Source organism: Vibrio sp. L5-1, assembly GCF_021728315.1.
Lineage (GTDB): Bacteria > Pseudomonadota > Gammaproteobacteria > Enterobacterales > Vibrionaceae > Vibrio > Vibrio splendidus_K.
In genome coordinates, this window is record NZ_JAKKCQ010000003.1 from 401857 (window position 1) to 416531 (window position 14675).

General features: G+C 44.0%; 11 protein-coding genes and 1 pseudogene. 9 read left to right on the forward strand and 3 right to left on the reverse strand.

All coding sequences use genetic code 11. The features are described from left to right. Positions 1-63 precede the first annotated feature (63 nt). The 9 genes and pseudogenes from L3V35_RS14285 to L3V35_RS14325 all read left to right on the forward strand — a co-directional run bounded on the left by L3V35_RS14285 (position 64) and on the right by L3V35_RS14325 (position 8789). Positions 64-1887, forward strand: coding sequence for a phage tail tape measure protein (locus L3V35_RS14285; protein WP_237300132.1), 1824 nt, complete (start codon positions 64-66; stop codon positions 1885-1887). Continuing rightward, the gene (locus L3V35_RS14290; RefSeq protein ID WP_237300133.1) at positions 1877-2203 is read left to right on the forward strand and encodes a DUF2590 family protein; all 327 of its coding nucleotides are present in this window, start codon (positions 1877-1879) and stop codon (positions 2201-2203) included. The genes L3V35_RS14285 and L3V35_RS14290 overlap by 11 nt, the downstream gene beginning before the upstream one ends. Next, positions 2200-3393, forward strand: coding sequence for a baseplate J/gp47 family protein (locus L3V35_RS14295; protein WP_237300134.1), 1194 nt, complete (start codon positions 2200-2202; stop codon positions 3391-3393). Before L3V35_RS14290 ends, L3V35_RS14295 begins: the two co-directional genes overlap by 4 nt. Positions 3394-3396: 3 nt before the next feature. After that, a complete protein-coding gene (locus tag L3V35_RS14300; protein ID WP_237300135.1) occupies positions 3397-4059 on the forward strand; it encodes a phage tail protein in 663 nt (220 codons plus the stop codon). 33 nt (positions 4060-4092) lie between these two features. Then, positions 4093-4914: pseudogene (locus L3V35_RS14305) on the forward strand (phage tail protein); the annotation flags it as partial. 532 nt (positions 4915-5446) lie between these two features. Further along, positions 5447-5773 (forward strand): hypothetical protein, encoded by a 327-nt coding sequence (locus tag L3V35_RS14310; RefSeq protein WP_210441795.1) that lies wholly within the window; start codon positions 5447-5449, stop codon positions 5771-5773. Positions 5774-5797: 24 nt separating this feature from the next. Continuing rightward, positions 5798-6685, forward strand: a complete 888-nt coding sequence (locus L3V35_RS14315) for a hypothetical protein (RefSeq protein WP_237300136.1) — start codon at positions 5798-5800, stop codon at positions 6683-6685. Then, positions 6679-7152, forward strand: a complete 474-nt coding sequence (locus L3V35_RS14320) for a DNA-binding protein (RefSeq protein ID WP_102257914.1) — start codon at positions 6679-6681, stop codon at positions 7150-7152. Before L3V35_RS14315 ends, L3V35_RS14320 begins: the two co-directional genes overlap by 7 nt. Beyond that, positions 7149-8789 carry a hypothetical protein gene (locus L3V35_RS14325; RefSeq protein ID WP_237300137.1) on the forward strand — a complete coding sequence of 547 codons (1641 nt, stop codon included), beginning with the start codon at positions 7149-7151 and terminating at the stop codon, positions 8787-8789. The genes L3V35_RS14320 and L3V35_RS14325 overlap by 4 nt, the downstream gene beginning before the upstream one ends. A gap of 994 nt (positions 8790-9783) precedes the next feature. Here L3V35_RS14325 and L3V35_RS14330 read toward each other — a convergent pair. From L3V35_RS14330 to emrD, 3 genes are all read right to left on the reverse strand, one after another. Then, positions 9784-10356, reverse strand: coding sequence for a DUF2913 family protein (locus L3V35_RS14330; protein ID WP_237300138.1), 573 nt, complete (start codon positions 10354-10356; stop codon positions 9784-9786). Between the two features lie 353 nt (positions 10357-10709). Next, positions 10710-12800, reverse strand: coding sequence for a S9 family peptidase (locus L3V35_RS14335; RefSeq protein WP_237300282.1), 2091 nt, complete (start codon positions 12798-12800; stop codon positions 10710-10712). A gap of 336 nt (positions 12801-13136) precedes the next feature. Beyond that, positions 13137-14342, reverse strand: a complete 1206-nt coding sequence (gene emrD, locus L3V35_RS14340) for a multidrug efflux MFS transporter EmrD (protein ID WP_029405212.1) — start codon at positions 14340-14342, stop codon at positions 13137-13139. Positions 14343-14675 lie beyond the last annotated feature (333 nt).

A 14675-nucleotide genomic window follows, 5' to 3' on the forward strand; every position in this document is an offset into this window, starting at 1 on the left:
TGAAGAAAGAGCAGTAATGAGCGCAATTAGCCGATTGTTTAGTAGGTAGAGGCAACATTACGCATGAGTATGGAAAAGCTTTTAATGCACGTGGCTTTGGTTGACCAAGTAACCAAACCACTGCAAGGCATCACTAAAGAAATGCAATCTTCCATGGAAGTAGGCAAGCAAGGCATGCAAAACATGGCGACAGGTGGCGCGGGTTTGGTTGCGGCTGGCTTTGCTATCCAGAATGCGTTGATGCCTGCCATTGAAATGGACAGAAAACTAGGTGAGGTGAAATCACTTGGGGTTGCTGAGGATGCATTAAAGCAATTGCAAGCAACCGCTCTCGACTTTTCTGCCAAGTACGGTAAGTCAGCGACGGAGTTTGTTGGGGCGTCCTATGATATTCAGTCCGCTATTGCGGGGTTAAACGGTGAGGAGCTTTCTCAGTTCACCAAAGCGTCGGGTGTGCTTGCTGCTGCGACTAAAGCGGACACCGCTACTATCACCAATTACATGGGCACCATGTACGGAATATTTAAAAACCAAGCCCTAGAAATGGGTAAAAGTGAATGGGTGGATCAGGTAGCAGGCATGACTGCCAGTGCAGTGCAAAGGTTCAAGACCACGGGTAGTGAAATGAGTAGCGCTTTCACTAGTGTGGGTGCTAATGCTACATCGGCAGGAATTGCGATGTCGGAACAAATGGCAATATTAGGTACGTTGCAAGCCACAATGAGCGGCAGTGAAGCGGGGACTAAATATAAAGCGTTCCTAGCTGGGGTCGCCAATGCTCAAGACAAACTCAATGTATCTTTTACTGACAGCCAAGGTCAGATGCTGCCTATGTTGGATATTCTCGATAAATTGAAAGGCCAATATGGTGACACCTTGAGTGTGGTAGAAGCGGCCAACTTGAAAAAAGCATTTGGTTCAGAAGAAGCCGTAAGCATGATCAAGCTGCTCATGGCTGATACTGATGGGTTAGCTGTAAGCATTGAACAACTAGGTAAAGTTGAGGGCATGTCAAAAGCTGAAGAAATGGCGAGTGCTATGACTGACCAATGGAAGCGATTGGAGTCTGTATGGTTTGCCGTCCGCGCTGCTGTATTTGGTGCTGTGCTTCCGTCTATCAATACTGTTGTCGGTTCGATGGCTGACGGCATGATGGTGCTTGTGGGTTGGACAGACGAATTCCCTTGGCTTGCTGAAATTTTGGGTTACGTCTCGATTGCGGGTTTGTCTCTTGGTGGTGTCGTAGCAACACTATCGCTTGTGATGGGGATCGGACAAATGATGTCGGCAGGTTGGGCCGTCACCATGACAGGTTTAAACAGTATCATGAAGTTGTTCCGCATTAGTACGATCGCTAGCGCTGCTGCAGCCTGGTTATTTAATGCCGCTTTATGGGCTAACCCAGTCACATGGGTTGTGGCTGGTATGGCACTGCTTATTGGTGGTGTGGTTGCTGCAATCTATTGGTGGGACGACTTAACCGCAGCATTCAAAGACACGGCTTGGTTTGATGTTATTGCAGGAGCGATTGAGGGCCTTGTTGATTTGCTGAATATGATCCCCGGTGTGGACATTGAATTGGGTAGCCAGGTGGAGACGCCAGAGGTCAGTGCAGCGGTTCAAGCTGAGCGAAACGCCCCTAAATTAATTGAACCCATGATGTTCGACGCGCCAGCAATGCCAACAACGACTAACGGTGAAAGCATTGCCGAATACAAACAACCGAGTGCTCTGCCGACGCTACCGCCTAACATGGTTCAAAATGTGACGACTAACCATAAACCACAAGGGAGCAATGTGAACTCTTACGGTGACGTTTACATCACCGCGCCAAACGGGATCACTCCAGATCAGCTAGCAGAGTGGGATGAACTCAATGCCGGATGATAAGAAGTATAGAGACATCAAAGTGATTGACGGGGGGTGGGAGATGGATGCAGGCCAACAGCCAGCCGAATGCAGTGATTTGTACAGCATCGCGCAAGACATCAAGCACACCATTATGGAAGCCGGTTTGGCACGTCAATTGGTTGCTGAACGAAACCCGGCTTTACGAGTTGATGTAATGGTGCAGATTGAGCAGTTAGCTGAGGGTGATGTACGAGTCGTTCCAGGTACAGCAACTGCAACAGAACGAGAAACTGGTGAAATGACCTTAACGGCAACGGCTTATGAATATGGTGAGCTTGAGGTGAAAATATGAGTAAACGACCAAGCGCAGACTTTATCGATATCTTAAGCGAATCGGGTGTGCCGGTGACCGAAGAGGAATTCGAGGCCAAGTTAAAACAAGAAGTGGTTGGGGCTGGCAGTAAGGTCTCTAATGACTCTGAAATGTCACCTTTCTGGCGATGGGTTCGTGCAGCAATAATAACGCCATGTGTCTGGTTAATTAGAACGCTACTTGCTGAACACGTGATGCCGAATATATTCGTGGCGACTGCAGAGCGTTGGGCTTTAGAGTTGAAAGCTTGGGAATACGACATTGTGCCGAAAGGGGCAGTTAAAACACAAGGCAACATCACCTTAACCAAGGCGAACGCTGCTGATGCTGTGAAGATAGAAGCTAGCGCAGTAGTTCAAACTTTGCCGATTAATGGAGTGGTGTATAAAGTTCGTGTGCTGGCTGAAACCGTGATTGATGCGGGTCATCTAACGGGGAAAGTACTCGTTGAAGCATTTGAAGCTGGCTTTGATTTTAATTTGCCAGCAGGTTATTTCAATATCATTCCAGAAGAGATCCCAGGGATTGTTGATGCGGTTAATGAGCCGGACTGGATAACCCAACTGGGTGCAAACCCTGAAAGTAATGAAGAGTTGGCACTGCGTATTCAGAATGCTTTCACTAGTTCAGGCGAGTGGCACATTGATGACGTTTACCGCTCGATTATTTCAAGTGTCGCTGGGATTCGTAGCGATAATATCTATTTCAATAATACAGGTGAAGTTACTCCAGGTACTGCAGAAGCTTTGATTTTAATGGAAGTCGGTGAAACCCCTCAATCAGTCATTGACGAGTTAAATGACCACATTATGACTAAAGGGCATCACGGTCACGGTGATGTACTGACTTGTAAGGCTATTCCAGATTCTGAGCATGATGTGATCGCCGAGGTTGTTTTAGTGGAGAGCCTAGACGAGCAAGCGCAAGTGAACGAGTTGCTAGAAATCGAAGACCGTATCAGGGCGGCATTTCGCGAAACGGCCGCTTATCCAGAGATGACACGCTCTAAACCAGAAAGCCGTTTCAGTCTTTCTCTACTTGGTACCGAAATCCACACCAATATGACGGAGGTCGAATCGGTTAAGTTCACCGTAGGCGGAAAGGTGCAAGAAGACATCATCAGTGGCTTAGAGCAACCTCGTTTGAAAACGCTAACGGTAAGGGGATAACTCATGTCTGAACATCAAAATTACGACCAAGAACAACACACACCAAAGTTACCGGAAGTGGCCATTCCTTGGTGGCAAGATGGAAGCACCACATCGGAGGAAATCAAAGAGCCTCACTTTTTATCGAAAGGGTTGTTCGTATTTTTTCAAATGGTTTGGGGTTGGTTGTTGTTTCCGCTTCGCCAAATGGATGCCCTGACATGCAGTGAAAAGACTTTGGAGTTAATGGCTTGGGATAGAGACATTAAACGCTTTGAGGGTGAACCGCTTTCAATGTTTCGTAAGCGAGTGAAATACGCAGCAGTGAATGCTAAAGATGCGGGAAGTGTCGCAGGTTTTAAGCGAATTTTTGAAAGGCTAGGTCTTGGTATTGTTGCGTTTAAAGAGCGTGAGCAGACAGCGCAGTGGGACGTGTGCATTATCGAGTTAACAGATGATGATATTGCCAATAACATCAAGTTAGTTCAAACACTAATAGAACAATATGGGCGGACATGTCGACGTTACCGGTTTCAAGTGACGTACCCGGCAATTTTAACCATTGCTAGTGGTGAACTGTCGCATAACTTCAGTCTGTTTCTAGTAGAGACTCAGCAAGCCGTTGACATGAACGTGAAGCCACAGCCAGTGGAACATCGACAACAAGTATTTATTGCCAATTTTTAGGTTGCGACCTTTTTGGTATCGAGGAGGTACCCAATGAGCCAAACGGCAATTCCACTCGAATTCGAGCGTTATTTGCAAAATCAAATGAGTGCCGGTGATGCACCAGACATGAATGAAATGATTTTTGCGTACATTCCGAGGTTAGACCCAAGCCAACCAATTGACCGTGAAAATGGTTTGCCGGATGCTTCGCTCTGGGTTTACCAACAAGATATCGAGCAAGTGGGTAAACTGGGGAACAACGCACTGGCGTATTCAGTTGTGATCCCCGGGACGGTTTCAAGGTTTACTTTCAACGCGATTTATTTACGTGATAAGAATGTCCCGAATTCTTGCGGAATGGTGGTGCATAAAGCGAATGAGACCAAGGAAAACGGTATGGCGAGCACTAAGTCACTGGTGCAAGCCTATGACGGAGCCGCTCAAATTGCCGGAATTACAATTGATGCTTCAACTTGGCAGATTGACTATCAAGCACGATTGAAAGGGATGGAAGAAGAGCATCGCTTGGCTTGTCTCGATAACTATGGACGCACTGCTTTTATTGAAGGGTTTGATGTTACGCAACAAGCTGATCCGAATAAATACAAAGTTAATTCTGGCGTTGTTTATGTCGGTGGTTTACGAGGGGTGTTGAATGGTGAAGTGCTGCAAAGCATCACGACTAAACCCAGCGGTTTGTATATCGATGTAGTTCGTCAAGGGACAGCGCTGTCAGTCTGGGAAAACAAAGTTACTATTTTAGTTTCTGCAACTGAGTTAACCGATTACGTCGACGGGAATGGTGAGCAGCATTACGTCGCAAAATTAGCCGGAATTAATGTTGATGGTTCAGTGGTTGATTGGCGGGTTAAAGGTGGTTTGGCGCTTGCTGAATTAAAGAGTAATGCCGCTAAAGATGAAGACATTGACAGCGAATCAACCGCCAATAAATACATAAAAATACCGCAATTCTGGCGAGGAATAAAAAAGTTCTTCACCGATAGCCCCAATGGAACAAGCTCTGAGCTCGTCATTACTCAAAAGGCTCTAAGCGATTTCAAGTCTGGCTTTAGTTCAGGACAAAGATGGTATTACCCCCGTATTCTCACCAGTCGCACTTTCAATGTCCGATACACCAATACCAATAATTTTCCGATTCAAGTGAGTATTAGTTTTAATCCTAAAACGTTAACAGGCCCTGCAGCAAAATTTTTCGTTGATAACAATCCTAATAGACACGTTTTTTATGCAGGAGATGCGGTAAATTATATAGGTATTTACTATCCAAGAAATTGCCAATACCACATTAATGCCATTATCCCACCAGGCTATGAATATTGGCTAGACGCAAGTAATTCTCACTTTCGAATATTGAATTGGTCAGAGCTTCGTTAAGGAAATTATTATGCATTACTTTGTTGATGAAAAGGGGGTTATTCGAGCGTATGACTCCCCAGAACAGGCTAAGAAAGGGGTAACCCCTATATCTAAATCAGACGCTCTTGAAATGGCTGAGCAAAGAGATGAGTTAGCAGAGGCACAACAATGGGCTATCGATGAGTTAAATTGGTGTGACATACAGAGAGCCTACCACCAAACGGGAGACCTCAAGCGAGCGGTAGCCACTTTAGATGAAATAAATCAGTACGCTATTTTATGTCGAGACTTTGTCTCTCATTCTGATTCCGGTGACTTACAAATGGCGGATAAAAAGCCAATACGCCCAGTTTAAGCGCTTTTCGAAGGTAGAAGTACTATGTGGAAACAATCCCCGCTCAGCTGGCCTAGCTGTTCGCAATCAATTCAAACCAGGTCTGAGCAGGTGACAAACCAAATCGGTGCCACGGTGAATGATGCGGTTAGCCGATTGACTAGCCTTGAGAGTGACATCCGTTACGGGCGTCACTCTTTAAGCGAAGAAGCGAGTGCTTTGCTTAGGCTACGCGGTGAACTTGAATCTCTGTTGAAAACTGGAACCGTGTTAACTGCGACGCCTTACCAGTTTCAAGTGGGGACTAAGTTGGACTCAGGTAGTTACTTAAATCCACAGTCTGCAGTTAAAGTGTTATCTGGCAAACTTCGTGATCATGCAGATAAGCACCGACCAACTGGCAATATTCATTGTGTGGCGTTTATGGTGACAGCTTCGCAGTTAGCCCAGTTTGCTAGTCAGTTAAGTGATCTTGTTTCTGTGTTCCCTCTGTCTGATTGGGCTCAGGTGGCTAGGCAAGCTCAGGCACAGGTGACCAATGAAACCGATAAACTTCATCAACCCGCTGCAATCGCTCAACTTCGTTTTAAACCTCTGGCAAGACTCAACCCCAATCCATTGTATGACGCTTTGCATTGGCAAGGGGCGCAAATTGCGACAATAGAATCTTTAGCAGATGATGAAAATCATGTAATTGGAAAATTACAGTCACTTGCGGCTAAACGAGCCAATAAGTTGGGTGATATTAAAACCCAGATAAATGCGCTGAAAAACTTAAAAGGCAATGTTTATGTTTTTTCCGCTACTGGGAGTGCAGAAAGTATTGCAACACAGCTTAGCAAAGCGGATACGCCAAACCATCATCAATTCACGGTGGTGAGCTTATTACTTAGTCATGAACCAATGACCTTTTTTGAGGAGTTGCTATGTTAGCTCTTGATGGTGTGCCGGTTAACTTGGATTCAATGAAAGTTGAAATGTCGATGGAGCTAAAAGACCAAGACATGAGCGGTCAATCATCGGGAACCGATACGGCAGAGCAAGGCGATAAAGGCAAGAAATTGACCTTTAGTGGTCGTGTTCCTTTTACGCGTGCAGAAACGCTGACTCAGTTGTATTCGTTTGCTTCGAGTAAAGATGAAACTAACACGCGAAGAGTTTATCGAATCGGTAACGACATCGCGTTGGCACTTAAAATTCGCAATGTGAAATTTACTGGTCGTATCAACGCAAGAGAGCATGAAACACTGCAGGCCTGGAATGTTTCCTTTGAGCTGCGGGAACACAACAGTGTGGGAGAGCAAAAAGAGCAACGCGCTAAAGAACAAAGTAAACCTGAACAGCGAGAAAATACAAGACTGAAACAGGCTCTGAATAACGCAGAGGAAGCAACTCAATGAAGTTAGAGAAACGTTTGTTTATCAGTGGTGAAGAAGTAAAGCTGGTAAGTAACATGGTGAGCTTAAAGCTTTCATTAGGGAGTGTTGCTATCTTCGAAATTGCAGTCAAAGATAAACCAGAGCCGTTCGAGTCAGTGCGTTTTGATATTGGGTACGAGAACAAAACCGCCCCTTGGTTTGAGGGGTATATCGACAAAGTGCAACCCGCAGCAAATGGCTACCATAAAATTATGGTAAAAGAATTGGTTGGCATTTTGTCTAAACGCTGGGCCGTTAGCCTAGAGCATCCGACGGCAGAGGATGTGATCGGTGTTCTTGCTGAGTTAACCGGGCTTGAGTTCAACCTGCCAGAGGTTGATTATATTAAAACGACTATTCCGAACTTTGTTTGCCAAGGGACGGGCTATCAATGTTTAGAACAAGTAGCCAAAGCGTTTTCTATTCTCGACTGTGTTTGGTTTCAAGATGCTGATCAGAGGATTTATTTCGGGTCGTATCAAGATAGTCATTTCTATAACAAATCGATGCCAATGCCGGAAGAGTTTACCAGTCGCCAAAGTGGTAACAGTGTCACTTTTGTACCGTTTCCAATGCTTAGGCCGGGTAGGGTTATGAACGATAAGCGAGTCAATCGAGTGGATTTGATTGAAGATGAAATGACCGCTTATTGGAAAAATGAACAATCCGAAGTTCCGCCAAAGAAACGCGAAACACTGCAAAACTTTCCAGAGTTGGCCGCCGGTTTTCATTTGCCAAAATTTGGTCGAGTTGAAGCGGTGAGAGATAAGGTAGCAGTAGGGCAAGTCGCTGACCCATTCCGGCCAAGGTTTGCGGTTGATGTTCAGGTGCTTGATGAAGAGTTAAACCCAGATAGTAATGTACCTGTCTATCGTTCGATTCCTTTGCCTGTTCACATGAGTGGGCATGAATCAGGTTTGTTAGCCTATCCACTTGAGGGAACGTTAGTCGAAATTGCTTTCGCGTATGGTCGAAACGATAGACCTATCGTTCGTGGTGTTTATGGTCGTGATTATGCGTTGCCGTCGATAGAGCCAGGCGAGCAATTGCAGCAGCAACGTGAAGAAGTTAGTAATAGAATCGATGCAGCGGGCAACATAAGTCAGCAAACTGACCAGACGCAAAAACAAAGAGCGTTCGAAAAGATAGACCAGGTCGAACGTTATCGTGGTGAGTTTGGGCAGCATCACCTAATTGTCGATGAACACAGCGTTGAAGAGGTGGTAGGTAAAAAACTGATAGAAGCATTGGGTGCGATTAATCTACTTGCTGGTGATGATATTGTGTTGGGGAGTTTGGGTAATATACAAACGGCTACTGCTGGCGAATTGGTAGAGGCTATAGGAAAAGTGCGTAGGAGCTTTGCCGCTGAACATCAATGGTTGCAGTCGCCCAAAACATGGGTAGGCTCTAAGCAAGAGAATGTCTTGATTCTTTTGTCTGAACTCATGCAGGTAGTGAAAGAGTTGGCCGATACATTAGCTACGCATACGCACAAGGGAGTAGCGGCTGGTCCTGCGACGACGAGAGCTCCAGTTCAAGCGAGCGCAATTCGAGGGCATGGTACGGAGAGTTCCGAGTTGAAAGGGCGACTCGACCCAATCACACAAACCAGTTAACCCAGATAATCGCTCACAAACAACGCAGCCAAACGGCTGCGTTTTTTTATGCCTGTATCAATGCAAAATGAGAACAACGTCATTACAGGGTAAACAGCAGCCACAGAGCCACGAAACACCTAGACCGGATGACAAAATCCGCACTCTCCTCCCCCGCCTGCGCGTTTTTCGATCAGTTTTTTTTACAGTTTTTGAGTTATGAAAAATTGGGGCTTAGAGCGCCTCACTGATGGGGCGCAAAGCCTTTTGCTATATGGGGCTTCGGGAGAGGTTAAAGTTGTTAGAAATGGCATAAATTGGCCAAGATAAAATTTCAATTATTTCAGTTTTTTTCAGTAAATTGAAAAAAGACGATCATTAAAGATCATGTGTCTTTGGGTTAAGTTTTTGAAAGATATGATTTATTCTATTTTTTGTCATTGTTTTAATGATCTGGGAGTGATTTTAAAGGATCTGCTTCATGCCTCGTCAGGCTAGGTAGCATAAGGCTTGCAGGCGTTTTTAAGGCAAATACATTTTTTCAATTTGTTTCAGTGTAAGAACTGAAAGGCTTTATTATACAGTTGGAGACAGTGAGGCTACAAAAACGCGGATTTTGCGTGCTCATCCTACGAAACATGTCCCAACTTTATACTTAATATTGGGTTGGCTAGCCTAATTTGATAGTTAATGGTTTGAGAGTTAGGCTGAGTAAATTAGACGTTTTATTAGAGAATATCTATGAAGAATGAGAAGGAAGAAGTGAGTAACCTTAAGACTAATCGCCGTTTTGTCCCAAAAGCGAGAAACTTTAAGGTTAGCACGTCTTATGAAGGATTAACCGTGAGCGAAAAACAAAGAACACTGGAGTCGTTAAAGCGCCAATATTCGAGATAAATACGGCGTAGAATAGGGGGCATTATTGCTATACAAATTCCAAGTCAATCGAATTATTCCCCCCTACATCCAAACTTGCATAAAACAATCAGAAAAAAGTAATAGATACAGTGTTTAATCAATTAATTGGGTGTAGTTGATAGTGATAGTTATTAAATTCTTCATTTACTTGATAGAGTTCAAATTTGAAGTAAAGTTGCTCTGTTAAGCACTTAGTGAACCTGTCTGAATCATTCGTATGTATAAACAATGAAATTGGTGCAATTTGACGATTTTCACTATCGAAGCAATTATCAATATGTGCTCTGTCTAGATAAACAACGTCCATTTCCTGTGTAGGGGTCTCTTCAATAAGTTTTGTTTCTAGTCCAACCTTCTCGAAGCGCTCTAACAAGGAATAAAGCTTATCAACTTCGTTCTTGCTTTCTATCGCTGAATATTGAGTCAGAATACTTTCCAAATGCTTTTCAACTGAGCCAAATTTATTCTTCATTAAACAAACAGTTTTAAGCTTTTTTTTAATAATACTATATCGAGCTTGTTTAATTTTGGGCTTCAAGAAGTCAATGATGATCTTGTTTCGTTGTTCTTCTTTAACAAAGTGAGGAGAAGCTTTTACTTTGAAGTAAAGGTGAAGAAGCACATTTTCAAAGGTTGACTTAAGAAGTTGATGGTATGAATGATCTGACATTGAGCACGTCGACTGTTTGTTGGGGGAAATATTTTACCACAAGAATAGCAGCGACCTACTTAAAACCTGGTGTGTAATTTTAACGTATCGCCACTTTATCGCCACTTACATGATTTGCTTAATTTAAGGTATTGTTTTTATTTAATTTATTTTCAAGAAAATATTAAAGCTAATAACTTTCATTTGTTTTTATACCTCTCAGAAATCTTTGTCACTACGAGCTTTCAAAGATTTTTTGATTTGGTTGATTTCATGGTTCATCGTATTTAACCATGCTTAATAATTTCTGTCGCCACTTTATAAAGACAAAATGGCGACGTTAAATGGTGTGAATACCTACAGTTACGTTGAGCCTACTGAGTTTTTAGCAAGTCTAAAAAGAAGGCGTATTCAAGTGCGTCTTCTTTGAGTCGTTTAAATCGACCAGAAGCCCCGCCGTGACCAGCTTCCATATCGGTTTTGAACAACAATACATTATTGTCTGTTTTCATTTCACGCAGTTTCGCCACCCACTTCATTGGTTCAAAGTACTGTACTTGTGAGTCATGCAGGCCTGTTGTTACTAACATGTTCGGGTAGCTTTGAACTTTCACATTGTCATATGGCGAGTAACCTAGCATGTAATCGTAGTAGGTTTTATCGTTGGGGTTGCCCCATTCGTCATACTCGTTTGTGGTGAGAGGAATCGATTCATCAAGCATTGTCGTCACCACGTCTACAAACGGAACATGTGCACCAATACCACGGTACAGTTCTGGTGCTTGGTTGATGATTGCGCCCATCAATAGACCGCCAGCAGACCCACCAACGGCGAACACTTTATCTTTTGCGCCGTAACCGTCTTCAACAAGCCCTTTGGTTACATCAATAAAGTCGTTGAACGTGTTTTGTTTGGTCAGTTTCTTGCCATCTTCATACCAAGGGCGACCAAGTATTTCTGAACCACGGATATGTGCGATAGCATAAACGAACCCGCGATCAAGTAAGCTGAGGCGAGCCGATCCAAAGGTTGGTTCGATTGTGTGGCCGTAAGAGCCGTAGCCGTATTGGTAGATAGGGTTAGTGCCGTCTTTCTTGAATAAATCTTTACGATAAACCAAAGAGACAGGAACTTGCTTACCATCGCGAGCCGTTACCATGATTCGCTCTGATTGGTAGTTATCCGCTTCGAAATCACCTAATACGGGTGTCTGCTTCATTAGCTCAGATTCACCTGTACTTAGATCGAAATCATAGTAAGTACCTGGCGTAGTTAAGCTGCTGTAATAGACACGAACTTTTGAGTTATCTAATTCATAGTTACTCGTTAGGTAAGCGGCAAATGCGGTATCGTTAAATTCAAGTGGGAACTCGTTGCCTGTTGAGAGTTGGCGAACTTTCACGGTAGACAAGCCATTCGCACGTTGCTCGTAAACAAGATGGTCATCAAACAGTTCGAAATCTACAAGTTGAGTGTCGTCGTCTGCTGGGATGACGTCGACCCATTTTGAACGGTCATGCATGTCTGCTGTGTTTACTTTCATTAAACGGAAGTTGACGGCTTGGTAGTTGGTGTCGATGTAATACCAATCATCTAGCTTAGCGATGCTGTACTCGATGCCAGCCTCTCGTGGGTAGAAAGGTTTTGCTTTCGCGTTTGGGTTGTTGGCATCAATGATCGAAACACCACTGGTTTCAGTGCTCGAGTGCCAAATGTAGACCTGTTCACCGTCTTTGCTTTTACTCAAAGAGGTGTAGTAAGCGCTGTCGGTTTCTTCGTAGATTAGCTCATCGCTTGTCTGAGATGTGCCCAATACATGTCGTAAAACTTGGTAACCCAGCAATGTTTGTGGATCTTTCTTGATGTAGTAGAAGGCTTGGTTGTCGTTTTGCCATGCAATTGCACTCGAGGCACCTTCAATTTCATCTTTCAGATATTCACCTGTCGTGAGGTCTTTAATCTTGATGGTGTAGATTCGGCGGCTAAGCGTATCTTCGCCATAGGCCAACAAGTTTTCGTTTGGACTGATCGTCAAGCCACCAACACTGAAGAATTCATGTTCTTTTGCCAGTGCGTTAACGTCTAAAATGATTTGCTTGTCTGCGCCTGCAAAGTCTTTTGCACGTAAGTGAACGGGGTATTCGTTGTCACCTGTGACTTCATTCGAATAGAAGTAGCTGTCTTTGCGAACCGGTACTGAATTGTCGTCTTTTGCGATTCGCCCTTTGATCTCTTCAAATAACTGTTCTTGTGATGCTTCAGTGTGTTTCAGCACGGCCTCTGCGTACTGGTTCTCTTGCTCAAGATGCTGCAAGATCTCTGGATCTTGACGTTCATCATCGCGCATCCAGTAGTAATCGTCGATTCGGGTATCGCCATGAATCGTCATTGCATGAGGGACTTTCTTAGCAACGGGTGCTTGGGTTTGCTGAGCGACGAGTTGTGATTGAGAGTAGTGGTTCATGGTTGATATTCCTTGATTGCTGCATCCGGCGACAAGCGCTATTGATACGGCTAATGTGGTTAAAGCGATACGCATCTGTATATCCTTAGTGTGCACCTTACTCGTTTTAATGCCAGCATCCTTGTAGTGGTTAGTTTTCTTCCAGTGATATTATTTATAATTGGATTCTGGATAGGCACTTTCAGCGTAAGTGTCTGTTATTGTTTTCAAAAAATCAAAGTAATGTTAAATGAAATTGCTGATACGTGAGAGTGGAAGGAATAAATGCGAAACAAAAAAGGGACACACTTTTCAGTATGTCCCTCTTCGTTGTTTGGGCTGGGTTCGAGTTTTACTTTAGATAGCTAATGGCATTTCGTTTGAATGGTCAGGTTTACGATTAACCCAACGTAAACCAAGCATGGCGATGAATGACATTGCAATCATCAAGCAACCGAGTGGCAGTTGGTCTTGAGCAGGGAAGAACGATGCCAATAGTGTTGCGATGCCAGCACCTAGATTCTGCATACCTCCTAAGATCGCGCCCCCTGTACCTGCGTGGAATGGGAATGGCGAAAGCGCTCCCGTTGTTGCAGCTGGGAATAAAATACCAGCACCTAAGAAGTAAATCGTTGCACCGCCAATCAAAGTTAATGCTGTTGTTTGACCGAATAGACCCGGTATCAATACCACTGTTGAGCCTACCAAGATAGCAACCAGACCAACATTCAGTACGCGGCGCTCACTGCGACGTTGTGCGATGTAACTAGATAGGCCTGCACCGACTAAGTAACCTGGAATGGGTAAGACAAACAACAAGCTTACTGTGGTTGCTGGTAAGCCAAGTACGCCGCCAAGCAACACACCTGCCGCTGCTTCAAATACGGCTACACCAGCAAAGGTTGCGACTAATACCAATAAGAAACCTTGGAAACGTTTGTCAGACAGAACGAATTTGTAGCTGTTGGCAACCGATTCATGTTTGCGTCGTTCTTTCGGCAGTGTCTCCATCATGCTCGTCATCATAGTGATCACAACAGCAATACCAAACAGTGCAAGGAATAAGTAGCTAGAACGCCAGCCGAAAGCTTCTGTTAGGTAACCGCCCAATACAGGAGCCATCAATGGTGAGAAAATCACACACATGCTAATTAAGCTGTTTGCACGGTGCAGTTCTGCGCCTTCAAAACAGTCGCGAGTTAATGTACGAGACATCGCACCGCCACAACCGATACCCAAACCTTGGATAAAGCTACCCGCTAAGAACCATTCATATTCATGAGCGAATAATGCGACCAAAGTACCGATGATGTAGATGATCAAACCAATCACGATGATCGGTTTACGACCTAGGCGATCAGAAAGTGGACCGTAAACAAATTGCGACAGACCATAAGGGATCAAGTAACACGCCATCACTGCTTGCAGTGAAGATGCTGAAACCAAGAACTCACCCGACATATGACCGATAGAAGGCACGTACATCGTTTGAGTCATTTGACCTACGGCAGTCAGTATAGCGATTAAAAAGGTAAGTTTCGCTAATGGAAACGAGGCAGACATTTGCGTTTCTCTCCAAAAATTAAAGACGTAAAAAGCCTTAGCGCTCCTTTGAGGAGAGCCAAATGAATAAAGTGTTCAGGGAATCTAGGCGCGAGATATTAGAGGTTGAGTGCCGAGTTAGCAATCAAAAAGTGTGAAGTTGATCAAGATAAAAATCTATAGTTTGGATTATTAAAACTAATCTGAAATTGTTGTATTCTCAACGATCAAAAGGGGGAATGTTTTTCCTAGAAATTTCGATGCTATGGTTATGCCTAAAGTGTTAGTTCAATAGTTACATGGCCCATGATGGCGTGAATACATTTAGTTGAAATCACAGAAAAAAGGCAAAAG

Bases quoted from the DNA above. Each gene is read 5' to 3' on its own strand.
- L3V35_RS14285 (WP_237300132.1), top strand. From the start codon at position 64: ATGAGTATGGAAAAGCTTTTAATGCACGTGGCTTTGGTTGACCAAGTA.
- L3V35_RS14290 (WP_237300133.1), top strand. From the start codon at position 1,877: ATGCCGGATGATAAGAAGTATAGAGACATCAAAGTGATTGACGGGGGG.
- L3V35_RS14295 (WP_237300134.1), top strand. From the start codon at position 2,200: ATGAGTAAACGACCAAGCGCAGACTTTATCGATATCTTAAGCGAATCG.
- L3V35_RS14300 (WP_237300135.1), top strand. From the start codon at position 3,397: ATGTCTGAACATCAAAATTACGACCAAGAACAACACACACCAAAGTTA.
- L3V35_RS14310 (WP_210441795.1), top strand. From the start codon at position 5,447: ATGCATTACTTTGTTGATGAAAAGGGGGTTATTCGAGCGTATGACTCC.
- L3V35_RS14315 (WP_237300136.1), top strand. From the start codon at position 5,798: ATGTGGAAACAATCCCCGCTCAGCTGGCCTAGCTGTTCGCAATCAATT.
- L3V35_RS14320 (WP_102257914.1), top strand. From the start codon at position 6,679: ATGTTAGCTCTTGATGGTGTGCCGGTTAACTTGGATTCAATGAAAGTT.
- L3V35_RS14325 (WP_237300137.1), top strand. From the start codon at position 7,149: ATGAAGTTAGAGAAACGTTTGTTTATCAGTGGTGAAGAAGTAAAGCTG.
- L3V35_RS14330 (WP_237300138.1), bottom strand. From the start codon at position 10,356: ATGTCAGATCATTCATACCATCAACTTCTTAAGTCAACCTTTGAAAAT.
- L3V35_RS14335 (WP_237300282.1), bottom strand. From the start codon at position 12,800: ATGAACCACTACTCTCAATCACAACTCGTCGCTCAGCAAACCCAAGCA.
- emrD (WP_029405212.1), bottom strand. From the start codon at position 14,342: ATGTCTGCCTCGTTTCCATTAGCGAAACTTACCTTTTTAATCGCTATA.